A 24,746-nucleotide genomic window follows, 5' to 3' on the forward strand; every position below is an offset into this window, starting at 1 on the left:
TGCCTGACTGTGATCCTCCGTTCGCCTTCATGTAAGCGATTACATGAGACTATTAAATTTGAAGCCGATCACACTTGTGAGGCTTGACGATTTAACTACCGCTCCCGGGAGGAAGAACGGAATCGCGGACCACCAGCTCCGCAGCGAAGCTATTGACGCAGGGCTGCTGGGTGGCGCCTTTAAAGAGCTGGATCGCCAGCTGCGAAGCGCAACGCGCCATTCGCTCAACCGGGTAATGCATTGTTGTCAGCGCCGGATAGAGATAACGCGCCATCACCACATCATCGAACCCGACAATTGAAAGCTGCTGCGGTAGCGTAATGCCTTTCAGATGCAGGATACGCATGATGCCGGCCGCCATCACATCATTAAAGGTTACCGCCGCGGTAAAAGGGATCCCGCAGTTAAGAAGCTGATGCGCCGCGCGTTCGCCGCCTTCTTCGTTAAAAGGAACGCTTATCACCCAGCTCCTGTCCGGGGTAATGCCGTATTCCGCTAACGCCTGGCGATAGCCTTCCAGCCGCTCGCGACGATCGATTATCGGTAAGTCGCTCGTCACGCAGGCAATACAGCGGTGCCCCTGCTCAAGTAAATGCAGCGTTGCCTTTTTTGAGGCCTCGCAGTTCTCCAGCCAGACGCAGCGATTGGCCATCCCGGCAATATAGCGATTTACCACCACCATCGCGGGGAAATGGGCGGCATAACGTAGCAACTCCTTTTCCGCCAATCTGCTCGCATGGACCACGATCGCCTCACAGCCCTGGTTGATTAGAAAATCCAGCCCGGCTTTTTCCATCCCTTCATCATGTCCGCCGCTGCATACCATCAAGCGGAATTGTTCCTGCCGTGAGACCTCCTCGACGCCGCGGGCGAGGCGAGCGAAAAAGGGATCGGCAAGGTTGCCGGTCAATAACCCGAGCATATCGCCGCTGCGTTTCGCCAGCGCCAGCGCCGCGGCATTGCGATGATAATTCAGTTCACGCATCGCTTTTTCAACACGCTCACGCGTTACCGGTTCAACCCAGGCGGTTTGATTAATAACGCGCGAAACCGTCGCGGTTGAAACCCCCGCAAGTTGTGCAACATCCTTTATTGTTGCCATATCCCTTCCTTTTATGCTTTAGATTTAACTGAGATTCATAGTACCGTGGTGGTGATATTTTCTGTAGCGATCGCTGTCGTTTTATTTAAAACCGCAAAATCCCCCTGGATCACTTTATCAATTTTAATAATAGCTTTAGTTTTAGCTTCATTGAGGTTTGCGCTCTTTTTGTAAAAGATCAACATAAAGAATTAACAAATAGAACATTCTAATCATATCATCCCCACAGCGTGTTATTCAGATATTATATTCTTTTCCATCAGGGACAATTTCTTACATATCTCCACGTATAATGATGCATCTGCCTTGTTGCCTGCTGTTCATTATGATGGTTTACATATGTTCATCTCCTGGTATTTCCCTTTGTCATGCCAGCCGCTATAACTAACGTCATTAAGGCGCCAACTTATCTTTGTAGGAGCGGATAATGAAAGTGCTCAGTAAAAGACAAATATCATTAATCAATCATTTAACGCAGGAAAGTGGCTGGCTGGCCACCTCCCGGGCGGCAAAAATACTCAATATTTCAGTCAGTACGCTCAGACGAGATGTTGAAGCTATTAACCTTTATTTCACTGATAAAGGTCATTCTGTACTCAGTAAACCCGGTCTGGGCCTGAAGCTTGAGGCGAACGACGTTGTTCCCCTCCCCCTTATCTCCGGGGATGCGCAGGTTGTAAACATACTTAAAAACAAGCGGCTGGTGGGCATTGCGACCGATTTGCTGACGCATTCTCCCACGCCATTATCTATCAGCTTTTTAGCTGAGAAATACTTCATCAGTCGCTCTTCCATTGTGGAAGACCTAATTAAGATTGAAAAATGGCTAGAGTGTTTCTCCCTTAGAATGATAAAGAACCATACCGGTACGTTTATTGACGGTAATGACTATGACATCCGCATGGCGCTTAAGGAGATCATTACTCATAGCGTTTTATGTAACTATCACATGACCGATAGCAGAATCGATAGGTTCTCTCGCGTACAGCTTATCAAAGAATTTGGTAAAGACAACGTGGCCAACTGTATCAATTTGATTGCATTTATCGAGGATGAATTAACCTGCGCCATTAGCGAGCCCTACTATACCAATCTGTTTTCACATTTACTGGTCACCATCAGACGTCTGGAGAAGAGAATCGTTTGCCCGGCTGATGAAGCTGCGCCAGTGCATGACAACAAGGAATGGCAGATTGCTGAAAAAGCTATCGCATGGCTTGAGCAGAAATATACGCTCAGGTTCCCGCAAATCGAGATTAATTATATTTATCAATATCTTGTTTCATCCGGTAAGCATCCCGTTCATGCCGTCCATCCTGACAGAGGAGTGCAGGACCAGGAAGCGTTACATTATGCCATTAAGTTAACCAGTCTACTTTCGCAGCTGCTTAAATGTGATTTAATCTCCGATCAGCCGCTCTTGAACGCTCTGGTTATGCATATTAAGCCGATGTTGAACCGTCTGGCTTTCCGCATCATTATTCATAACCCTTTGCTGGATGAGATTAAAAAAGAACTTTCTCCTGTATTTTTAGCGGTCAGAAACGCAACTATGCAAATCAATAATTACAGCAAACACGATCCCCCCTCTGAGGATGAAGTCGCCTATTTAACGGTATACATCCAGGCGGCAATCGAAAAGATTAAAGAAAATAAGAAAATCATCCTTGTCTGTTCAAGCGGAGTCGGTACATCTCAGCTCCTGTATAGCCGGATTACCAAAGCCTTCCCCGACTGGGAGATTATCGACATTGTTCCCGGCAGTCGATTAAAGGAAACGTTAGCTGAAAAGAAGTGCGACCTAATCATATCCACCATCCGAATAGAGGAAATGATGATCCCTGTTGCCTATGTTTCCGCACTATTTTCTGCGAAAGACATCATTCGGGTGACCGAAGCCTTATTCAGTAAACGCCAGACTCAGGAGAGTGAATATGTTAAATAAAATAGTAATCAGCGATCTGTTAAGTAAGGCCTGCGTTATTACTGAGATGCAGGCAAAAAGTAAAATCGACGTCATCGAGCAGTTGACTCAGGCGCTGTGCGATGAAGGCGTCATTGATAATAAACAAGGTTTTATTAAAGATGTCCTGGCTCGTGAAGCCCTGGGATCGACTGGTTTTGAAAACCAAATAGCCATTCCTCATGGCAAATCCTGTTGGGTCAATGAAACAAGGATAGCCGTCGCAAAACTGAAGGATAATGTCGACTGGGAAACCATGGATAGTTCAGATGTTAAGCTGGTTATTCTTTTTGCGGTAAAAGAAGCCGACAGCGGAGCGGGACATATAAAAGTTCTCGCTCGTATATCTATCGCCCTGGGTGACGATGAGGTTGTTGAAAAGCTAATTAATGCCAGTTCGCCAGAGGAACTCTACCGCTTAATTATTAACAATACCGGAGAGTAGTATCCTCATAAGGAGAATAATATGAAAATAATTGCCATTACCGCCTGTCCAACAGGCGTTGCACATACTTACCTTGCAGAAGCCAATCTTAAAAAGAACGCCCTTAAAAAAGGCATCCCTTTACTCGTTGAAACGCATGGCGCCGTAGACAGTGAATATATTTTTACCGAGGAGGATATTCAACAAGCAGATATTGTTTTAATCGCCGCGGATAAGGTCATCGATCTCTCTCGTTTCCATAACAAAAATATAATCCGCGTCTCGGTGACTCGCGCCGCAAAGGATGCAGCAGGATTACTGGACGAGATTGTCACCGGTAAATTACAGCCACAACGACACCTGGCGGCAGACGATGCTCAGGAATCGCCGAAAAAAGATAAAGATAAATCACTGGTGTCTCAAATTTATATTCATCTTATCACCGGCGTTAACCTGATGATCCCGTTCGTCGTTGCCGGCGGTATTTTAATCGCGCTGAGCTTCTCATTTGGTATTACCGCGGCAACGCCGGGAGATGAAAATTTTAACCCGCTGGCGAAAATGCTCTCTGACATTGGCGGTGGCGCGGCCTTTGCGCTGATGCTACCCGTTCTCTCGCTCGGAATCAGTAAATCGATTAGCGGCAATATGGGGATAGTGTCGGGCGCGGTCGGCGGCATGATGGCCATTCAGACAGGGTCAGGTTTTCTGGAGGCTTTGCTGGCGGGTTTTCTGGCCGGATACGCCACGCTGCTCATCGTCAAATATATCAACCTTCCCAAATCGATAGCGGGCCTGAAGCCTATTTTAATCGTGCCATTGCTGAGCGTTTTTATTACCGGGGCGTTAATGGTGCTGGTGATTGGCGAACCGATTAAGTTTCTTCTCGACTCGCTGACAGCGTTCCTCGAAAACCTGGGCAATACCCACGCAGCAATTATGGGCCTTTTGATAGGCATGATGGTGGCGTTTGATATGGGCGGTCCCCTTAACAAGACTGTCTGCATGTTTGCAATTGGCTTGATGTCGACAGGGATCTACGAACCTATAGCGGCCTGTATGGCGGCAGGAATGGTACCGCCGTTGGGTATTGCGCTCGCCACCACGCTGTTCGGGCGGAAATTCTCCCGTCAGGAGAGGGACACCGGTAAAGTCACCTATGTTCTCGGCCTGTCGTTTATCACTGAAGGCGCTATCCCTTATGCCGTAGCCGATCCGCTACGCGTTATTCCCGCTATCGTCGCCGGCTCCGGGCTGGCAGGCGCGCTCTCCATGGCTCTGGGATGTGCCTCCAGAGCCCCACACGGCGGCATATTCGTCATGTTTATTCCCAATGTGATCACCCACGTTGTGGGATATATCGTCGCCATCGCCGCCGGCGCGTTACTCACCGCGATTATTCTGCGTTTTATTAAAAAAGACAGCCCTGAAACTGTACAGGAGATGTAGTCATGCTTATGAATATGAAGGATTTATTATCTGTAGCTCAGCAACATAAATTTGGTATTGGCGCTTTTAATATTGCTTCTGCCGAATTCGCCAGAGCGGTTATTGAGGTTGCAGAAAAGCTGCGTTCGCCGGTTATTCTTGAAATTCATCCTGATGAACATGATTTCACCGGCGATGATTTTATTTTCTATCTTCGTGAACTGGCTATCAAAGCAACGGTACCGGTCGTCATTCACCTGGATCATGGGCAGACTCTGGAGCAGGTTATGCGGGCGATTCGCACCGGCTATACCTCAGTGATGATTGATGCTTCAGCGCACCCGCTGGAAGACAATATCGCTATCACACGCCGCGTGACGGAAGTCGCTCATGCTGCAGGTGTTTCCGTTGAAGCTGAACTGGGTACCATCGGCGTGGCACAAGGCAGCGGCGAAGGCGGGCATGGCGAAATACTGTATACCGATCCGCAGCAGGCTGAGCAATTTGTCAACGAGACCGGGGTCGATACGCTGGCGGTCGCGATTGGTACATCGCATGGCTTATATCCTGCAGGAATGCAGCCAAAACTGGATATCGAAAGGCTGAAATCCATTAAACAGCGGTTAACCATCCCGCTGGTTCTTCATGGCGGATCGGGAAATAAGGATGAAGAAGTCGCCGAGTCTATCCAGCACGGGGTCGGAAAAATCAATATTTCCAGCGACATGAAAAAAGCATTCTTTGTTGCTCTGGAAGAAGAGCTGAAATCAGGCAGCCACGAACCTAACAGCTTATTTATCAGGCCAATGGAAGCCGCAAAAGCCGTTGTGGTTCACAAGATGCATTTGTTTTCATCTATCGGCAAGGCGGCGCTCTACGTCTGAGGTATGCGATGGGAGCAGAGGAAGTCGTGACCGACTCTGTTGCTGATGCCCTAAAACAGGGAATGAATCAGCGAAATGAAGCTCATCTCTCAGATGGGCACCCGTTGCAGTAAAACAGGCATAAAAAAACCCGCTTCGGCGGGTCTTTTTATGGGCTGGAACCTCAGAATATTCCAACACTACAAAGCAACAAGGGGTTACCTTTCGGTAACCCCTTGTTTTATTTGGCGGAAGCGTAGTCCGCCATACTCAAATCCATGGCAATCCAATACAAACCATAACTATATTGATTTATAGATATTTTTTGTGAATTTGGTCCAATTCATTCCAACCTAAACCTGTAGTATCTCAGTATAAATGGCACAACAAATGGCACAACACTTTTGTTGTGCCTGCAGATAATGATATGAGGCCCCACATGGCAATCCTGACCGACACCAAAGCTCGGCATATCAAGCCCGGCGACAAAGCCCTGCCTCACGGTGGAGTGATTGGGCTTACACTTAATCCCACAAGAGCAAACAAAGGCCGGGGTTATTGGATCTTTCGTTACGTTAGCCCTGTGACACAAAAACGGCGCCAGGCCAGTCTCGGGACTTATCCAGAAATCAGCATCGCGGAGGTAGGAAAAATAGCCTCAGCAATGCGTGAGCAGTTGGCAAAGAACATCGACCCTCTTGAAGAGAAGAGTATCCAACAACAAAATGAGAAACGGAAAGCATCTATCCCAACATTTCAGTCAGCCGCAGAAACACTTCACCCTACTCTGCTTCCGGGATGGAAAAACATTAAGCATGGAAAACAGTGGATAACCACATTACAAACTCACGCTTTTCCCATTCTTGGAGTCAAAACATTAGATACCATCAATGCTGCTGATATTGCTGAAATTCTCTCTCCTATTTGGCTCTCTCATCCGGCAACGGCGAAAAGAGTTAAACAGCGGATTTATACCGTGATGGAATGGGGGCTGGCGCAAGGTTACTGTAAAATAAATCCCGTTGATGTGGTTGCCCATTTGCTGCCGCAGCAAAACAAACTGGCAACACGAGCCAGGCACTTTCCTGCTATGCCATGGAAGGCTATCCCTCTGTTTTTCGCTAACCATTTGCATTCCGACAACGCATATGACGTCAGTCGGGCTCTGCTAGCAATTGTGATTTTAACCGCCTGCCGCTCAGGAGAGGTCAGAGCCATGAGATGGTGTGAAATTAATGAAAAACAACAAATATGGACAATTCCTCCCGAGAAGATGAAAGGTGGCATTCAGCACCGTGTGCCCCTGACAAATCAAGCGATAAAGATAATCCTGAAGATGAAAGGAAGACATAAAGATCTGGTTTTCCCGTCCGTGCGTAAGCAAACCGTTCTTAGCGATATGGCCCTCACCTCTTTTTTACGTCGCGTTGAGGCCTCAAGTGATATTCCTGATAGAGTAGCCACTGCACATGGCTTTCGCTCAAGTTTTCGTGATTGGTGCAGCGAACATGGTTACTCACGAGATCTTGCTGAAAGAGCACTCGCCCATGCTATTCAGAGTAAAGTTGAGGCCGCTTACCATAGGACGGATTTGCTGGAACAACGTCGCCCTATGATGCAGGCATGGGCTGATTACGTATTTTCAGTAGTGACATAAAATTATTTCAGCGCCTTACGGGGCGTTTTTTACCTCATTCTTCCCTTTGCATCAGCTAATTACTTCCATACAAAAAAGAAGTTCCTGTTATCTTTCTTCAAATCTCGAAGCCTGTCGTAAAAGCCATCATCATTGATGAATTACGGCAACAATAAGAACTGACCAGGGCCGGAGTTCACTTGCCGCGCAATGGATCAATGGGCCTTTGAGCATGGTGTGGAACTACGGCTTATCCAGCCAGGTAAGCCAACGCAGAACGGATTTATTGAGAGCTTTAACGGACGATTTCGCGATGAATGTCTGAATGAAAACTGGTTCAGCGATATCGGTCACGCCAAGAGAATCATTAATGACTGGCGGCAGGGTTATAACGAACATCGTCCACATTCGGCACTAAATTATCAGACACAATCAGAGTTTGCAGCACGGAGGCGAAATGAAAATGTGAAGATAAACAAACCGACATTACTAACCGACGGTTGTATCTAATACTGGGGGCAGATCAATTGACCCACCCTCAAAGATGAGAATGCATATCATTCGTTTATAAGAGAATAAGCTACCTGTATTCTCATTAAAAGATAGATACAGTTGAGGGAGCCTGTGCTAAATGGATTGTTGCCAAAAGAAAAACGATCATTATGGTATTTTCACGCTCTGTACTTTTAATATACGTTACCTTTAGGATAAATACTTCCTTTATTTCTTAAAAGGAATACCTTCTTTGAAATTACTTTATCCATAAGTATTTATATCATTGCCTAACTATTTAGTAAGTAAAGAGTTCTCTTTTTTGCATGAAAAATCAAAAAGAGAATGCAATGCCCCCTGATGTAAGGTGAGTTAGCATCTATATCTGTTGCTACATTACATGAGTTCCCTTTAGTGTCTCATCTTATCCCTCAGGATAATATTTTGATACAGATGCGTATCTTTTACTTGCTGATTTTTTTATGGAAATTTAACCCATGCTGATAGAGCTAAAACTGTGGCAAATATTTTTAGTTTTACTTCCTGCGGGAATAGCCTGTGGAGCTGCCACCAGGTATTTTGAATTAAATGTATATGTTCAGACAGTGGCAGTTTCAGTACTGACAATTTTTCTTATGCTGATATTTCCTTTTTTTAACAAAAGGGTAATAAAATGATTGAAATTACTTCTCAGGATTTAACAGTAGTCTCAGGAGCTGGTGATGTGAACTGGGTTCAGGTTGGCCGCGATGTTGTCACGACAGGAGCTGTAATTGCCGGAGGTGCTTTCGGATCTGGTATTGGTGGTCCTGTAGTAAAATGCAAAGTTTTAAGCAGTCCTCAAACAGCCGTTGAAAAACTAAAACGTATTCTTGCCAATCAGCATCCAGCAGGCGAACACAACTCATAGTGTACCCCTTGGGAGGCGTTCACTGCGGCATGTACGCTACAGTACCACTGGACCACCCTTACCTCTGTTCAGATATCATAGCCAAGCTTGCGGTATTCATTAGCTTCAATACCGTAACGCTTCAGTTTATTGTAAAGCGCTCCACGCGAGAGATTGAGCGCGATAGCAACCTGACGCAGATTACCTTGTTTTTCCACCAGACAGCGTTCTATAAGCGTCTTTTCACTATCTTTCAGACAGTAATTTTTAGTGCTCCAGCCAGGTATCTCCGAATCACTATAGGTAGGCAGGTGTAATTCCTCGGGCAGATCTTTGTCCCTGATTTCCTCTATCTCAGTGAGATTTATAGTGCGTTCGACGATGTTCTCCAGTTCTCTAACGTTGCCCGGCCAGTCATAGCTTTCCATCACTTTCAGAGCGGAATCAGAAAATAACGCACGATTTCGACCAAGCGCCCGGCATACTTTTTCACAGAACCAGTCCGTCAGTTCTTTGATATCTTCTTTTCTCTCCCGCAATGGTGGAATTGGCAGACTGATTACGTTCAGACGGAAGTAGAGGTCACGGCGGAAGGAACCATGTTCAATATCTTTCTTCAGGTCCCGGTTGGTCGCTGCGATAATCCGCACGTTAACTTTCAACGGACGCTTGCCGCCAATGCGCATCACTTCACCTTCCTGTAAAACTCTCAGCAGGCTAGCCTGCGCTTCAAGCGGCATATCCCCGATTTCATCAAGAAATAACGTCCCGCCATCAGCCAGTTCAAATTTACCTGCGACACCACCACGCCTTGAACCAGTAAACGCCCCATCTTCATAGCCAAACAATTCACTCTGTACTAGATCGCGCGGAATTGCACCGCAGTTAACAGCAAGAAAAGGTCCCGCATTACGATGACTGCCATTATGAATAGATTGAGCAAAAAGCTCTTTTCCAGTTCCGCTTTCACCGGTCAGCAGTACGGTACTATCGCTACGTCCGACGCTGCGCGCCTTATTACGCATATCCTGCATCACACGTGACTGGCCAAGAATCATATCGAAGTTGTAACTGGCACTGCTGCCAATAACACGGTGAGTCATATCCCGCACGCGTCGGTTATCACGCATCGAGATCACTCGGCCACCTTCAGGAGTAGTGACAACAGAGATCACACATGAAATACGTGAATCAGCAACGGGACAGAGCGTGATATAACGATCTTTGCAGGCCGGTAGTTCTTTAAGAGAACATCCGTCCGGGCGCAATACTTCATCAGCATCACGAAAACGGACATCTTCCTGAATACCCAACACCTGGCGGGCATAACAATTTAGCTGGCGAATAGAACCTTGCTCGCTGATGACCAGCACGCCCTCATTTAGCGATTCCATCACCGACTCCTGCTCGTTCACCAAACGACGAAGAATCAGTTGCTGAGATATTGCCTCCGCGGCGGCCTGAACCGTGCCCAGCGTATGATAGTGGAAACAACCAGGATTAGCCGTCAGCGTCAGAACCCCTAGCATCACACCGTTTTCATCTCTGATCGGCGCTGCTGCACAGTGCTTGCCGCGTAAACGTAACGCTTCTTTATAGTTCTCTGCGCTCAGCAAATAGACGAGTTTGTTCTCTTTCAGACAGCGTCCGGTACAGTTTGTCCCCTGTACGGCCTCGCAAAGAATGCTACCAATTGGCGTCAAATCCTGACCACAAAAATGCACGATCACACCATTAGCATCTGTCAAGTTGATATGCCCGTCAGGGTTATAGGCTAGCAGGTTGCGCATGATATCGCGCGCGATGGAGATCAGCAGTGAATTATGCGCCATTATTCTGCGCAGTTCACTCTGTTCGCAAAACTGATACTCGAAGCGATAAGCATCAATACCATCGGTGTGGCTACGTAGCCATGACGCATGAATAGCAGATCGCAAACCTTTGGGCATTTGCCCCTGCTCAAATGCTTTCCAGGCCAAGCCTAGTTCATCAGTGTATTGGGCAAAACCGTGTTCGTAGTTAAGCCTCGCAATCAGCTCCCATTCTTCATCCCAGACACCGCCATAATTATGATTCATAAATTTCATTCTATTTTATTTTGGAAGTGTTCATTCTATGAACATGTTGTGATCATATGTCTTTTTTATAAACACTTTGTGATCATTGTCTTTTTTTATTTCCTTATAAAACATAGAAATGTGATTTGGCACGACTGTTGCTTTTAAAAGATGTCTTCCCTACAAAGACAAAAACTAAAAAAACCAACGTGGAGAAATAATGAAATGTCTACACGAAAGCGCAACGTGCCTTACCTCATATTCATATGTGCCATCGCATCCGTTAGCGGGATCATCCTTGGTTACGATGCCTCCGTTATCTCAGGCGTCATCGACCCGCTTACCGAACATCTGTCGCTCACACCAGCACAAAGTGGTTGGGCAGTTTCTAACGTTATTTTGGGATGTATCGTGGGAGCCTGGGGTGTTGGGCGCTTTACCGATCGTTTTGGTCGTAAAGCAACCCTGATCATCACTGCCATCCTTTTCGCAATTTCCGCTATCGGATCAGCACTAGCCAACGATCTGACCTGGTTTGTTGTTTATCGCATGATTGGCGGGCTGGCCGTGGGCATGGCATCTGCTGTCACTCCACTCTATATCGCGGAAGTATCCCCAAAAGATCTTCGTGGGCGGATGCTGGGCATGCAGCAGATGCTAATGGTTGGCGGCCAATTAGTGGTTTATATCGTGAATTACCTGATTGCCAGAGGCATGGCCCATGAGTGGGTAGTATCTATAGGCTGGCGTTGGATGCTGGCATCTGCGCTAATTCCCTGCGTGCTGTTCCTTGTGATGGTTTTCTTTATGCCGGAATCGCCGCGCTGGTATGCGATGCGCAACCAGAAAGAAAAGTCACTCAAAGTACTTACCTCTCTGTCTAACCCAGGACATGCCGAGCGCTTATATGCTGAAATTCGTACCTCCATCGCTACCGATTCTGCTTTGCTGAGTATACCAACACCGCGCGGTATTCTGAGGGATAAAAAATCGTCTTACATCCTGTGGATCGGCTGTGCTATCGCCGTATTACAGCAGGTTTCCGGCATCAATATCCTGATGTACTTTGCACCTTCACTTCTGCAAAACGTTACTGGAAACACACAGGATTCCATGTTCCAGAGTATTTTCCTCGGCCTCGCGCTATTGGCTGGTGTGAGTATTGCACTGGTCGCCTTCGATCGTATCGGACGGCTCCCATTATTACGCTGGGGATCATTAGGTTGTGCCGCTTTCCTGTTATTCACCTCTTGGGCCTTTATGAATGAAGTTAAAGGCTACCTTCCCATTGTCGGCTTAGTTGGATTTATCTTTGTGTTCGGTATGTCCTGGAGTCTTGGTGCCTGGCTGCTCATTTCCGAGATCTTCCCGAATCGCATGCGTGCTGTTGCCATGGGTTATGCGTTTTGCTCTATGTGGGTTTCGAACTTTATTGTCACCCAGAGCTTTCCGATGATGAACCGTAACCCTGTATTGATGGAGCACTTACATGGGGCTTTCCCCCTGCTTTTATGCAGTGGATTCAGCATTATAGCTTTCTGGTTTGTTGGACGTTTCCTGCCGGAAACCAAGGGTGTTTCGCTGGAAAATATTGAACCGCTAATGCTTTCAAAATCCCGCCGTTTTGGTCGCGAGCAGCAGATGCTCGTCACGCCAGAATCTGTTTCGCAAAAATAATTAATCAATACCCTACATCTAAGGAGAATTTTATGTCAGTAAAAAACGTTGTTCGCGTTGGTCTTATTGGCGCAGGTCGTATGGGCACCTTTCACGGTGAGAGCGTTGCTCAGCGTATACCGGGCGCAACGCTGGTTGCTGTTGCCGATCCTGTTCCGGGCGCAGCCGAGGAGCTGTCCGCCAGACTGGGGGCGAAAAAATCTTATACCGATCCGCAGGAGTTGCTGAACGATCCTGAAATCGATGCCGTCGTGATCGCATCTCCGGCGCGTACTCACGCCGAACTGGTCGTCGCCGCAGCCAAAGCGGGTAAAGCCATTTTTTGTGAGAAGCCAATGGCGGTCACTCTGGAAGATGCAGATAAAGCCATTAATGCGGCTAAAAAAGCCGGGGTTGCTCTACAGGTAGGCTTCAACCGTCGATTCGTGAGCGGTTTTTCTGCAGCGTACGAAGAGATCAAAGCAGGTAAAATTGGCGTACCGCAACTGTTACGTTCAACGACTCGTGACCCTGGTTTGGGCGATCCAACACCGATCCCGCACTGGACTATTTTCCTTGAAACACTGATCCACGATTTTGACATCCTGCTGCACCTGAATCCGGGCGCGAAACCCACCCGCGTTTATGCGGTTGCCGATGCATTAGTGCGCCCCGATTTTAAAGATCGCGGCCTGCTGGATACCGCAGTCGTGAATATTTGTTTCGACAATGGCGCGTTCGCCACGGCTGAAGCTAATTTCCAGGCAGTGTACGGCTATGACGTTCGCGGTGAGGTCTTTGGTAGTAAAGGCATGCTACAGGCAGGAAATATCAATGTGAATAACTGTGTGCGTTACACCGCTGACGGTATCTCTATTGACACCGCGCGTCGTGATACCGATCTGCTACATGATGCCTATGTTGCAGAAGTGACCGACTTCGTACGTTGCGTTGCGACAGGCGACACGCCAAAAACGACCGGTGAAGATGCGCGTAATGCGCTGGAAGTCGCTCTGGCATGTATCGCATCTGTTCAACAGTCCCAGCCGATTAAGCTCTAAGGATAAAAATATGTCTACTTACTCACTGTCTGTCTGCGCTGAAATGGTATTCCTTGATCTGCCATTCATCAAGCGCGTTGAACGCATTCACGCCATGGGCTTCGGCGTGGAGATTTGGGACTGGACCCAAAAAGATATTGATGCGCTGGCGAAAACCGGTGCCCGCTTTACCTCAATGACGGGCTATATCTCGGGAAACCTGACCGATGATGAAGAAATTGATCACCTGCTTTCCAGCGCCAGTCAGTCACTTGAAGCTGCTCGCCGCCTCGGCTGCCCGTCTCTCAACTTGCACGGCACCGGGCTGAACAATGTTGGTCTGCCGGTGAAGCCTGTTGAAATTGTAACAGGTGCAATGTGGCTGAAAGCGAAGAAGACATTGGATGCCCTTGCGGCTATGGGGGAGAAGGCGGGCAAGGTATTCACTCTGGAAAACCTGAACACCGCCGTTGATCATCCGGGAACACCTTTCGCTAAAGCAGAGGAAACCATGGCCCTGGTGAGCGCGGTGAACAGTCCGTACCTGAAAATGAACCTGGATATTTATCATGCGCAGATCGGTGAAGGCAATCTTGTCGAGCTTATCCGCAAAAGCGAGAAACATATCGGTGAAATTCAGGTTGCCGATGTTCCGGGCCGTAAGGAACCAGGTACCGGTGAGATCAACTATAAGGCTGTAGCCCGCGCATTGAAAGGGATTAACTATCAAGGTGTGGTCGCGATGGAAGGTTGGGCATCGGGTGATTCTGTCATCGCGCTTGAAGCTTTCCGCGAAGCGTTCACGCTATAAGCGTTAACATCCTTAGGGGCTCATTTTGCATCGCTTCTAAGCTGGTCAGGAAGCGATGCATTTATTGTGAAGGATAGAACGATGAACGTATCAACACGTATTCATGTTGGCGTTAGCCCGCTCTCCTGGACTAACGATGTGCTGGAAGATCTCGGTGGCTATATCCCACTGGAAACCTGCCTGGCAGAAGCGGCGGAGGCAGGCTATGAAGGAATTGAACTTGGCCGAAAGTTTCCACGAACAATCGACACTCTTGCGCCAGTACTGAATCAGGCAAAGCTTAAGCTTGCGTCCGGTTGGTATAATGGCCTGCTGGCTAAACGAAGTTTTGAGGATGAGTTAGCAGCGGTACACGATCATGCCATGTTATTGAAATCACTGGGGGCAAAAGTCATGGTATATGGTGAGTGCGGCGCGATGCCCGGCCTCACACCACTCGATGAGCCCCTGTCGAAATCTCCACCCTTAGGGCATATTGAACTGCCCCAATACGCAGAAAAAGTGAATAATTTGGCAGTGTCTTTATTGAAGAACTATGGTTTACGTCTGGCTTATCATCACCATCTGATGATGGTTGTTGAAACCGACGATGAGTTGAAAGCCTTCCTGAAAGCAACCAATGACTTAGTCGGTATCGCCCTGGACTGCGGGCATGCAACCGTGGCAGGCGTGGATATCAACTGGGTGCTGGAAAATTATGGCAACCGCGTGGCGCATGTCCATCTAAAAGATGTGCGTGGTGAAGTGCTCAATAACGTCATTAATAATAACCTGAGCTTCAATAATGCAGTAAGAGCAGGTCTGTTTACTGTCCCTGGCGAGGGGATAGTTAATTACGCTCCGGTTATTCATTTCCTTAAAAACTCAACCTACGAAGGCTGGATTATCATTGAAGCCGAACAGGATCCAGAAAAAGCACCGCCTCTGGAGACAGTAAAAAAAGCGCGCGCGTGGGTTAAAAGCGAGGTGGGTATTTAGCATTTGAACAGGTTTGCTGTAGGTTTTTGGCGCTCTTTGAGCGCCTTTTTTGACCGTTGCCCACACCCACCCGCATTACTCCCTGTTGAGCCGACTAGCTTGTAATAACGATCCCGCTTGCCCGGACCGCGACCGTCACCGCCACTCATAATCCAGCCTCCTGTCCTTTCAGGCGCTCCAGTGCAGCCAGGCGACGCTCAAGCTCCTGCCGGGCTTCCTGTTCTTTCAGCAACAGCGCCTGGTTTTCCAGACGGGCCTGACGCTCCTCTTTCAGCGCTTCAACCAGCAGGGCCACCACGCCGTTGATATTGATACTGCGTGCATCGGGTAGGACGCTGCCTCATTGAGCGTCAGCTCGGTCTGCGTGACCGACAGGGGCAGTACTGTCTCGATTTCCTGGGCAATCACCCCGGCTTCCGGTACGCCCTGTTTGAGGTAGGTGTAACCGCTGATGCTGCCGAGTTTGTACAGCGCATTGTCGATTTTCTCAACATTTGTTTTCATGCGGGCATCGGAGCTGCTGTTCCAGGCTCCGTTGGTGTAGGCATGGCCGTCGTTGCGGAATTCGTACCAGCCCTGAGCGCCACCATTGGCCACATGCAGACCGAGGAAGTGATGCTGCCCGATACGCTCGTAGTGATAGAAGTCAGCGGACAAATCGCCCGCCCCCTGAAGCCAGAGGCCATTTGTTTTATTCGCCCTGTTGTTATCCACCGGGCGGTTACCCTGCGCTCAGAACCAGCCATCGGGATTACGTTTGACATACTGTCCGGCATCGAGCCATGTGAACGCCTGAGCGACTAACTATAACAGGGGAGCTGTTACTCAAAATAGCTTACAGGTGCCATTGATTACCTCAGCGTTTTCCTACTGCTTTTGCAAACGCTGCACTGACACACTTATCTCCACTGGGGACAGACCATTCCCGCAACAAATCACCAAACCTCCCCTCGATTTCTGCCTCATCGAGCGAGTCGTCTTCATCCTGAACAGAAGGCCACCCATGTTCCTCAATATAGGGACGTAAATCTTTAATGAGGTCACTTATAGCATCCGTCTTCGTTTTCCATCCCCCGGGTCGCGCTTCCAGTAATTTTATCACCTCCTCTTTAATACCGTTAAAACGTGCCGCTTTCCTTTTCCCGCCTAAAGCAGAATTTAGTTTATGCTGCTCCTTGAGATTTTTTGCTGCTGCAGTTGTACAGCGTTTCAGACCACACTCCAGAAGAGCAATGGCATTCTGCATCAATTGCACCGCATGATCGGGATCCGATTCCAGAATCGCCTTCCCTTGCGCCCAGGTTTGTTGAGCATCAGCCAGATTGCCCCTGATGCCTTTTTCTACCCATGCAGAACGACTGAATACTTTAAGGTAGCGCCGCCAGTTTTTCTCTCCCTGCTGGCAGGCCAGTGCCTGTGCTAAATCTTTAGAGCTGGTTTGCCTCCCTGTGTTTATCACCACAACAAGTTCAACATCTTCTGTCACCCTTGTTCTTGCAATATGTTTCTGTTTGATCCCAAGATGAAAGCACAGTGCTTTTTTTTTCTTCCGATATCTGCTTAATAATTCTTCAAATAAAAGGTTTTCTTTAACATTAGCCATTCATAACTCCCAGCTTCTGAATGATAGCTTTCATGCAGAAACAGATTGTCTTCTCTGACATGGTAGATATCTCAGGGCCAAAACCCCGGCCCTGAACTCATCGAACCAGATACAAGGCAGCTTTTGGTCAAGTATTTACAACTTTCACAAATAAACAGGTCTGGTATCAACAAAAAACGGTGAAAATCGCCCAAAATAAATCTCTACCACATTGTAATAAAAGATTTTTTCCAATACCTTCACTACGGACATACTCTCCCCTTTTCCTGCCTTGTAAGATCGCATCCATACTGAGACAAAGAGAGACAAACATACATGGCTGCACAAAATCTCAAGGTACTACGCATCCGCGCCGTTGTGAACAAACTCGGCATAGCTCGTTCAACCATTTACGACTGGATCAATCCGAAGTCACCACGCTACGACGCAACCTTTCCAAAGCAACGCAGACTGGGCATGCAATCTGTCGGCTGGTTTGAATCGGAACTGGATGAATGGTTGTTAAAACGTCATCAGGCATCATCGACAGATATTGCCGAACATCCATAAAGGCAGTGTTACCTGCTGTGTACTTAGCAAAAATACCTGATAAATAAGAGCATTAACAATGCATTAATCTAATGCATTAAATTGCTAGTGTATTTCAGTCTCATTTGAGACAAATATATCTTAATTACTAACGATATATTAAAAAACACTATCAATTATGCTCATGATTAGTGAGTAACTCTTTATTTATCATCCAACAAGATTGACTGTAATAAGAGTCTTATTATGGCTATTTGTAAAAGAAATAATTGTAATCTCTCAATAGGTGATTTACCAGATGAGCGTAAATTGCGCTTATGCCCAAAACATTATCAGGGTAAGCTATCTAATGCAGCTAAAAGAGCCCAAAGGTTGGGTCTGACGTGCCAGTACCCGCCCTGTGGTATTAGCCTATCTGGTACCCGCAATCAGCGATATTGCTGTATTGAGCATCGTAACAAAGACAGAAGACTTATAGATGACGATGCCATTGTCAGTCTGGTAAAACATTCTTACTGGATTAACGTAGAATCAATGCTGAAGAATAATCCCCTCGGGCTGAGGAGTATCAACTGCCCTGATGACATCGCTGAACTCATCAGGTTATACGAGCGTAAAGCAGCTCACCAGAAAGCATATAACACGATCAATGGCCGCAGGGTGACAGACTCAAAGGGGCTGGCAATAAAACGCTTAACGCCCTGGCTGGAGTTAGAACTGTGCCATATTTACCCTAATTCTAAAGGCGGTGCCAATACTACATGCAACATCATTATCGCTCCGTCACTGATTAACAGAATGATGAAAGACTCAGTGCCTGTTTGTACCACAAGAGGAACATTCAGCGGCATAAAAGCGGCAGGCTTATCCCTGCCTGTTGAATCAACGCTATTGAAAGCACTCACAGAGAAATATGGAGCATTTGAAATACAGGAAGCATTATCTCCTGTAAAGCATGTGACATTTGCTGATCCTGGTATACCACGCAGGCTGTTTTGCACAGATATTTATGCTCATCCACCTTTATTGAAACTTTTAAAGGAGGAATCATCGCGCCTGGAGCTCTGGGATTTAAGGGAATCTATTAATCATATTGAAAGTAGTCACTGGCTGTCAGCTGGCCCTGCAAATGAGTTATTTGCAGTCGCAACTTTTCATGCCATGTTAAATGGGGATACAGATAACTTACTTGAGATATTTTCCGGGCTGCACGAAGACGTAACGGAACGAGCCAGGCGAAAAGAAAGATTGATTCATGCATATTACCAAAACGCACTTGATGATTATATGGCTCGCTATTTTGGTCTTGACCTGAGTAATCAGGAAGCCTGCATTTTATTTTACAATACATTTTTCACAGCACCACCACTTGATAAAGATGGGGCTTTGGTTATACCTCCTCAATTCTGATGCTAAGCGGGGATCAGGAGTTGGTCTCCCGGTGCAGATAGCTAAAACCGGCCTTATTTCAACGAAATAGTAGACAAAACCGACCTGTTGTTAACATAAAGAAGCCAGATTTAACAAATTCGGGCAGCGACATCGTCACGTGCTTTACCACTTAATCCAGATGAGTACTTGCCTGGAATTTTACTTTGCAAGATCTGGCATTTATATTTCCTTTATACAATAACAAATGAACTATCGCAATGAAATTTAAATCTACGTTAACGACCAGCCTAAAAGATATGGGTTACCAGACATCTCCAAAAAGCACACAATAACACTCAGGGTAACTCATTAATATTTCAGAAATATATAATTACCATGAACCAGCACAAAGAAGGAAAATAACCAAAATCAAAAAAACCACCCGCATTATATTGACAATACCCAGATACAAAAAATTATTCTAGTTGGTGTAATCCTGTATATTTCAAGACACACCCTGTCCGTATCCATTAGCATGGAGTATATATTAACCATTTCCGGTGACACATCCGTGCAGCAGTCCCTTTTACAGTGTGACTTCATATCATACTGACTGAGGGCGGATAATGGCTGTCTACCGCAACGATGCAGATTTACATTTGCTGGGCCAGTGCAGCAATGAAGAGCTGCAATTGCTGATTTCCATCCTGACCACTGACCCACGCGACGGCGACACCCGCTGGAAAGATAGCCTGACCAGCACTCCGGAATACCGTCTGCTGGCACCAGACCATCGCCGCTACTGGCAACTGATAGCCGCTGAGCTTCAGCGCTATGGCGCGAATACCTTAATGAGTATGGCACGTCTGGGGCAAGGCGTGGTTTACCGGGAAATTCTCGAAGATGTCTGCAGCAAACTCGATGTTAACTACAACCCGAAAAGCACTACTGAAACCATTGAACTCGCCCTGTTAATGAAGGTGCTGGAGAAAAGTCTGGATCAGATGACGCAGGAAGAGCTGTCTGCTTTTTCCCGCACGATGCAGCTTGGCCTGACCAACCCGACGCCTCAGCTCATCATCATGGCGATACAGGCAGCGATACGGACTTCCTCTCTGGCGGCCCTGGAGCTTGCTACTGTGATGTCTGCAGGCATCATTACCTCACTGGGTGGCATTGCTACCTGGGGCACTGTGGTCGTGGCGTCAAGGGCTCTGTCTGTCATTGCCGGTCCCGTTGCCATTGCACTCAGTTCTGCATGGATGATTTCCGACATTACCGGTCCGGCCTACCGGGTAACCATACCCGCCTGCATGATCGTGGCCTGGCTCCGTCAGCAACATATTTCCCGTTAATCCACTTTGGCCGACCGATGGCGGGTCCGGCTATTTTCTGCAGGGAGCAGTTACCATGCCTGAACAGGAACACCGTTATGACCGGTTAGCCAGTCGTCTCGCCATACTGGTCAGCCGCCTCTTTATGGGCGAAACGCTCAGTGTCAGGCAACTCGCGCAGGAATTTGGCGTCTCTGAGCGCACTGTACAACGAGACCTGCGTGAACGCCTGCGCTATATCGACACGGAATATATCGACGGTAACGTCAGCCTCCGTGATGCACGAGGACCTTTTCGCACCAACAATGATATCCTGCGTTTTGCCCGAATAACCAGCGTTGCACATTATTTTCCGGCTCTTGACCCTAAGCTGCTTTCAGTACTCCTTGATAGTGGTCAGGACTCTCCCTGCATCATCTGGAATGATCCTCCGCAACAGGCCCCTGCATTATTTGGCGGTTTTCAGATCATCGTTCAGGCCATCATCCGTCATCGCCTTATCCACTTCCTGCATCAGGAACGCCAGCAGCCATCAGTCGCACCTTACAGACTCATTTGCCAGGACGGAGAGTGGTATCTTGTGGCTGTCTCGAAGGATCGCATTCAGGTTTTTACCCTCTCAGCAATTACCGATGTGGTGATTACAGTCAGCAGTTTTGTACGGAACAGACATATCGACCGCATCATGCAGGACCCGAGGTTTATGCGTGCGCTTCCTCATTTTAATTACATCAGCGGAATTATTCATAAATGAGTTTATTTCTCTGACGTCGCATTAAATAACAAGGTGAAAAATGTCTGTTCACCCGACCACATTAAAAAATTCATTTACCAATACGAAGGAATCTGAAATGAAAATGTACAAATCAGCGATATTTATTATTATCGTTTCCATCCTGACAGGGTGTGGGGATAATTTTTCGTGTGAAAACGAAGAGGTATTAAAATCAGTTAATGAGGCTATAGTCAGTAACGCTGTAAATGAACGCGACTTCAGAACATTTCGCCCATACCGTCAGTCAGGCCTGACAGGCAAGGCAGTGATGATAGCCTGGGATACCCCCCTCACTATTGACAGCAATCCGAATGCTAAATCGTTAACCTGTAAGGTGCGTTTTACCGCTATGTTATCTGATGATGAAACCAGCCGTATAAAACAAAGGATTGATGACATTACCCACAGGGCGGAGAGCGAGCCCGGCTACGAGAGTAATAAAGGATTTATTGCAAATGTGAATAAAGCAGCAATGAATATGGCAAGAACCAGACAGGTCACAGGCACGATAGAGTATAACCTCTATCAGTCAAAGGGACATCCTGTCACTGAAGTCGGTAATACGCCGGAGAACAGTCAGACAATTAAGGATGTTGGCGATAAGTTATTACGCCCGGTGGCAAGGATTTATGCTGCTCAGGGGGGAGAGCTGGCATTAAATGATTTTTATTCTGTCGATATAATGTCCATGTTTCGCACACGATAAGAAAGGCGTAAGGAACCGAGTTTAAATGCTGTGATTACGTATTTAAATCATCGGTAATCATTAAGGAGAAACCATGAAAATATTATTCTCTGTTACACTCACCGCTGTGATACTGAGTGCTGTACCCACAGCGTTTGCCGTTCGCAATATCTGGCATTCAGGCTTCGGCATGGGCGTGTCCGAGTACATCATCACCAGCCCGCAGCATACCGGACTCAACATCAGTTGTACCAGTAATCCCGATGAGAACCAGGTGCTCCAGCACAGCGTACTGGTCACCCTGCCGGATGGCCGCACCCTCAGTTCACAGGATGACGGTACCGCTATTACGCTCGTCACCGGTGGAGAACAGTATGGCGTGCCTGCTTCCCTAGGCTGGCGTAATGGGGATAATGCTTGGGTATCATTCATTGATGCTGTCAAAAAAGCAACATCATTTGAAGTCTGGGTTAACGACAAAAAAGTAGCCAGTTTCACACCCTCAGCCAGTGATGTTCATAAGGTGCTTGCTGATATGTCAGTTTGCACCTCCCTCACGGCGGATTAGCATCAACTCCATACACCGTCCCAGCACCCGTTTCGTCTGAAACGGGTGCTCTCACATTCCCCTGGATTTCGTTTTGCATGCCACCTCACGGTGGCGTTGAGGCTTTCCTATGCCCTTTTTAAAAATGCTCATCACTGCCTTAGGTCAGGTGCTGACCTGGTGCGGCGGACATCAGGCCCGGCAGTATATTGAAATCCGCTTCCGTCAGGCTGGCTACGATGACGACAGCATTGATGCCGCCAGAGAAGCGGTCACGCTGCTGGTCAACGCACTTATCGCCGCTCTGATGGCGCAGATATTAAAGATTCTGGATACGCTGTAATCCCGCCCTATCCGTTCATTGAGAACAACACATCCAGCCCCTGCCTCCTCACGGAGCAGGGGCTTTTGCTTTTATGCCTTCAGATTAACCAGATGAGGAATCAACTATGCGATTAGCCAGCCGTTTTGGTCGGGTGAACCAGATTCGCCGTGACCGTCCCTTAACCCACGAAGAACTGATGCAGCATGTCCCCAGCGTCTTCGGGGAAGACAAGCACGACTCCAGAAGCGAAAAGTACACCTACATACCCACGATCACCCTGCTGGAGAACCTTAAACGCGAAGGGTTCCGGCCATTCTTTGCCTGTCAGTCACGAGTGCGCGACCAGAGCCGACGGGAACATACAAAGCATATGCTCCGACTGCGTCGTACCGGTCAAATAAACGGTCAGCAGGTGCCGGAAATCATCATTCTGAATTCGCACGATGGCGCATCGAGTTTTCAGTTACTGCCGGGGATGTTCCGAAGCGTCTGCACCAATTCGCTCGTTTGCGGACAGTCGTTTGGCGAGATCCGCGTGCCACACAGGGGCGACGTTGTCGGGAAGGTGATTGAGGGGGCCTATGAGGTTCTCAGCGTCTTTGAGCGGGTGGAAGAGAAACGTGAAGCCATGCAGTCCGTGCAACTCCCGTCACCCGCACAACATGCACTGGCTAAAGCGGCGCTCACATATCGTTTTGGGGAAGAGTACCAGCCAGTAACTGAATCGCAAATTCTTGCTCCTCGACGCTGGCAGGACGAGAGCGATGACCTGTGGACCACTTACCAGCGCATTCAGGAAAACCTGCTGAAAGGCGGGCTAAGTGGCCGTACCGCGCAGGGGAAACGTACCCACACCCGCCCAGTAAACGGGATTGATGGCGACGTTAAGTTAAACCGTGCGCTCTGGGTGATGGCGGAGAACATGCTGAACCTGTTGGACAGGTAATCACCCGCGCCCCGCCACCGAAATCAATCCCCGGCCCGAGACCTCCATTCGACATCTACATGCATAAGGAAAAATTAACATGACCGACATTATTAATATTAACGACAACCATCAGCGACCTCTGCAGGCTGGCGATAACGGTTCTGCACCTGCTCTGACAGCCACGCCCGTACCGGACGAACTGCGTGTGGAATTCTGGCCGCAGCACTTTGGTAACATCCCGCAGTGGATAACCCTTGAACCGCAGGTCTTTGCGTGGATGGACCGGTTCTGCGCTGACTACAGCGGTGGTATCTGGAATTTTTATACTCTCAGCAACGGCGGGGCCTTCATGGTTCCGGGAACGGACAACGATGCCTTCTGGTCGCTGTTCAACGCCATGAATGGCAACGCCGCAGACATGAGCGCCGAAGCTGCAGGGATTGCAGTCTGTCTTGTCGCTTACAGTCATCACGCATGCCGCACAGAATGCGATGCCATGACGGAACATTACTGGCGTCTGCGTGACTATGCGCTGCATCACCCGGAATGCAGCGCCATCATGCGCATTATCGACTGAGTGTCCCGCTATGCCGTATGAACTGTCTCACCTGAATGCCCTGTGGGATGCGCTGGGGAAAACAACGGCCAGGGATGAGGACGGTGACGTTGTGTTCGACGAACCCTTCCTGCATTTCCCGACGGGTACCCCTCTCTTCCATATCTGGTCATGGTTTGAATCCCTGCACGACGGGTTCGTCGTTGCCGTGAAGCCGTACAACACATCCGTCCCGGATACGTCAACAGACAGGAAAAGCAAATGAATACCACCACGTTCCCCCCTGACCGCGGGGGAATATCTCCCGTCGCACAGCGCACTATCAGACGCGCACTGACCCTCCTGGAACGCCAGTTACGCGAACCCGGCGAGGCATTCACCTCCAGTCAGGCGGTCCGCGACTGGCTCCGTCTGCAGCTCACCACGCTGGAGCGTGAAGTCTTCATGGTACTCTTCCTCGATAACCAGCATCGTCTTATTGCCCATGAAACGCTCTTCACCGGCACCATCAACCATACGCAGGTACATCCCCGCGAAGTGATAAAGGCAGCACTGAAATACAACGCGGCTGCCATCGTGCTTTCACACAATCATCCGTCAGGTTATGCGGAACCCGGCCATGCTGACCGACTTATCACTGACCATTTGAAACAGGCACTTAAACTCGTGGATATCTACCTGCTGGACCACCTGGTCGTGGGAGGCATGGACATCGTCTCGTTTGCCGAGCGTGGCTGGCTTTAGGGAGAGAATAA

The 24,746-nt window shown here is 48.1% G+C and carries 24 protein-coding genes and 2 pseudogenes; 22 read left to right on the forward strand and 4 right to left on the reverse strand.

The features are described from left to right. Positions 1 to 91: 91 nt before the first annotated feature. The gene (locus tag ABLV75_RS07300; RefSeq protein WP_004100839.1) at positions 92 to 1,102 is read right to left on the reverse strand and encodes a LacI family DNA-binding transcriptional regulator; all 1,011 of its coding nucleotides are present in this window, start codon (positions 1,100 to 1,102) and stop codon (positions 92 to 94) included. Positions 1,103 to 1,529: 427 nt separating this feature from the next. On the opposite strand from ABLV75_RS07300, the gene ABLV75_RS07305 reads away from it, so the two are divergent. From ABLV75_RS07305 to ABLV75_RS07335, 7 genes and pseudogenes are all read left to right on the forward strand, one after another. Beyond that, complete coding sequence (locus ABLV75_RS07305) at positions 1,530 to 3,047, forward strand: PRD domain-containing protein (RefSeq protein ID WP_004100836.1); 1,518 nt, start codon at positions 1,530 to 1,532, stop codon at positions 3,045 to 3,047. Next, entirely contained in the window at positions 3,037 to 3,510 is a 474-nt protein-coding gene (locus tag ABLV75_RS07310) for a PTS sugar transporter subunit IIA (protein WP_004100834.1), read from the forward strand. The genes ABLV75_RS07305 and ABLV75_RS07310 overlap by 11 nt, the downstream gene beginning before the upstream one ends. 21 nt (positions 3,511 to 3,531) lie before the next feature. Next, positions 3,532 to 4,938 carry a fructose-specific PTS transporter subunit EIIC gene (locus tag ABLV75_RS07315; RefSeq protein WP_004100833.1) on the forward strand — a complete coding sequence of 469 codons (1,407 nt, stop codon included), beginning with the start codon at positions 3,532 to 3,534 and terminating at the stop codon, positions 4,936 to 4,938. 2 nt (positions 4,939 to 4,940) lie between these two features. Then, the gene (locus ABLV75_RS07320) at positions 4,941 to 5,801 is read left to right on the forward strand and encodes a ketose-bisphosphate aldolase (protein ID WP_004100831.1); all 861 of its coding nucleotides are present in this window, start codon (positions 4,941 to 4,943) and stop codon (positions 5,799 to 5,801) included. A gap of 418 nt (positions 5,802 to 6,219) precedes the next feature. Further along, complete coding sequence (locus ABLV75_RS07325; protein ID WP_004132706.1) at positions 6,220 to 7,437, forward strand: tyrosine-type recombinase/integrase; 1,218 nt, start codon at positions 6,220 to 6,222, stop codon at positions 7,435 to 7,437. 165 nt (positions 7,438 to 7,602) lie between these two features. Then, positions 7,603 to 7,926, forward strand: a pseudogene (locus tag ABLV75_RS07330) (integrase core domain-containing protein); the annotation flags it as partial. Between the two features lie 655 nt (positions 7,927 to 8,581). After that, a complete protein-coding gene (locus tag ABLV75_RS07335) occupies positions 8,582 to 8,818 on the forward strand; it encodes a colicin V family bacteriocin (protein ID WP_127719242.1) in 237 nt (78 codons plus the stop codon). A 68-nt stretch (positions 8,819 to 8,886) separates the two neighbouring features. Here the strand turns inward: ABLV75_RS07335 and ABLV75_RS07340 are convergent, their stop codons facing one another. After that, on the reverse strand, positions 8,887 to 10,875 hold the full coding sequence (locus ABLV75_RS07340) for a sigma 54-interacting transcriptional regulator (RefSeq protein WP_053088433.1): 1,989 nt from the start codon (positions 10,873 to 10,875) through the stop codon (positions 8,887 to 8,889). A 204-nt stretch (positions 10,876 to 11,079) separates the two neighbouring features. Between ABLV75_RS07340 and ABLV75_RS07345 the strand changes: the two genes are divergently transcribed. From ABLV75_RS07345 to iolE, 4 genes are all read left to right on the forward strand, one after another. Then, positions 11,080 to 12,531: a sugar porter family MFS transporter gene (locus ABLV75_RS07345; RefSeq protein WP_348854911.1), complete on the forward strand. Its 1,452-nt coding sequence runs from the start codon at positions 11,080 to 11,082 to the stop codon at positions 12,529 to 12,531. 32 nt (positions 12,532 to 12,563) lie between these two features. Next, positions 12,564 to 13,571, forward strand: coding sequence for a Gfo/Idh/MocA family oxidoreductase (locus tag ABLV75_RS07350; protein ID WP_127719243.1), 1,008 nt, complete (start codon positions 12,564 to 12,566; stop codon positions 13,569 to 13,571). 10 nt (positions 13,572 to 13,581) lie between these two features. Continuing rightward, entirely contained in the window at positions 13,582 to 14,361 is a 780-nt protein-coding gene (locus tag ABLV75_RS07355) for a TIM barrel protein (protein WP_127719244.1), read from the forward strand. Positions 14,362 to 14,442: 81 nt separating this feature from the next. Further along, positions 14,443 to 15,339, forward strand: a complete 897-nt coding sequence (gene iolE, locus ABLV75_RS07360; protein WP_049094927.1) for a myo-inosose-2 dehydratase — start codon at positions 14,443 to 14,445, stop codon at positions 15,337 to 15,339. A 145-nt stretch (positions 15,340 to 15,484) separates the two neighbouring features. Here the strand turns inward: iolE and ABLV75_RS07365 are convergent. Both ABLV75_RS07365 and ABLV75_RS07370 read right to left on the reverse strand, forming a co-directional pair. Beyond that, positions 15,485 to 16,110: pseudogene (locus ABLV75_RS07365) on the reverse strand (tail fiber domain-containing protein); the annotation flags it as partial. Positions 16,111 to 16,195: 85 nt separating this feature from the next. Next, on the reverse strand, positions 16,196 to 16,942 hold the full coding sequence (locus ABLV75_RS07370) for a hypothetical protein (RefSeq protein WP_049094926.1): 747 nt from the start codon (positions 16,940 to 16,942) through the stop codon (positions 16,196 to 16,198). A gap of 315 nt (positions 16,943 to 17,257) precedes the next feature. Here ABLV75_RS07370 and ABLV75_RS07375 point away from each other — a divergent pair, with 315 nt between their 5' ends. From ABLV75_RS07375 to radC, 11 genes are all read left to right on the forward strand, one after another. Next, the gene (locus ABLV75_RS07375) at positions 17,258 to 17,491 is read left to right on the forward strand and encodes an AlpA family phage regulatory protein (protein WP_075209927.1); all 234 of its coding nucleotides are present in this window, start codon (positions 17,258 to 17,260) and stop codon (positions 17,489 to 17,491) included. Positions 17,492 to 17,716: 225 nt separating this feature from the next. Beyond that, positions 17,717 to 18,880 (forward strand): hypothetical protein, encoded by a 1,164-nt coding sequence (locus ABLV75_RS07380; protein WP_224240014.1) that lies wholly within the window; start codon positions 17,717 to 17,719, stop codon positions 18,878 to 18,880. 587 nt (positions 18,881 to 19,467) lie between these two features. Continuing rightward, complete coding sequence (locus ABLV75_RS07385; protein WP_004139644.1) at positions 19,468 to 20,196, forward strand: DUF3944 domain-containing protein; 729 nt, start codon at positions 19,468 to 19,470, stop codon at positions 20,194 to 20,196. Positions 20,197 to 20,251: 55 nt separating this feature from the next. Then, positions 20,252 to 20,929, forward strand: coding sequence for a WYL domain-containing protein (locus ABLV75_RS07390; RefSeq protein ID WP_004139645.1), 678 nt, complete (start codon positions 20,252 to 20,254; stop codon positions 20,927 to 20,929). Positions 20,930 to 21,026: 97 nt separating this feature from the next. Next, a complete protein-coding gene (locus ABLV75_RS07395; protein ID WP_142468743.1) occupies positions 21,027 to 21,656 on the forward strand; it encodes a hypothetical protein in 630 nt (209 codons plus the stop codon). Between the two features lie 73 nt (positions 21,657 to 21,729). Next, positions 21,730 to 22,203 (forward strand): hypothetical protein, encoded by a 474-nt coding sequence (locus tag ABLV75_RS07400; RefSeq protein WP_049094923.1) that lies wholly within the window; start codon positions 21,730 to 21,732, stop codon positions 22,201 to 22,203. A gap of 109 nt (positions 22,204 to 22,312) precedes the next feature. After that, positions 22,313 to 22,525, forward strand: coding sequence for a hypothetical protein (locus tag ABLV75_RS07405; protein WP_049094922.1), 213 nt, complete (start codon positions 22,313 to 22,315; stop codon positions 22,523 to 22,525). Between the two features lie 106 nt (positions 22,526 to 22,631). Beyond that, positions 22,632 to 23,453: a DUF932 domain-containing protein gene (locus tag ABLV75_RS07410; RefSeq protein ID WP_049094921.1), complete on the forward strand. Its 822-nt coding sequence runs from the start codon at positions 22,632 to 22,634 to the stop codon at positions 23,451 to 23,453. 79 nt (positions 23,454 to 23,532) lie between these two features. Next, positions 23,533 to 24,012, forward strand: coding sequence for an antirestriction protein (locus ABLV75_RS07415; protein WP_224240015.1), 480 nt, complete (start codon positions 23,533 to 23,535; stop codon positions 24,010 to 24,012). Between the two features lie 10 nt (positions 24,013 to 24,022). Then, positions 24,023 to 24,256 carry a hypothetical protein gene (locus ABLV75_RS07420; protein ID WP_049094920.1) on the forward strand — a complete coding sequence of 78 codons (234 nt, stop codon included), beginning with the start codon at positions 24,023 to 24,025 and terminating at the stop codon, positions 24,254 to 24,256. Next, entirely contained in the window at positions 24,253 to 24,735 is a 483-nt protein-coding gene (gene radC, locus ABLV75_RS07425; RefSeq protein ID WP_049094919.1) for a DNA repair protein RadC, read from the forward strand. The genes ABLV75_RS07420 and radC overlap by 4 nt, the downstream gene beginning before the upstream one ends. Positions 24,736 to 24,746: the final 11 nt, after the last annotated feature.

This window comes from Klebsiella sp. CN_Kp066 (assembly GCF_040065135.1).
GTDB lineage: Bacteria > Pseudomonadota > Gammaproteobacteria > Enterobacterales > Enterobacteriaceae > Klebsiella > Klebsiella oxytoca.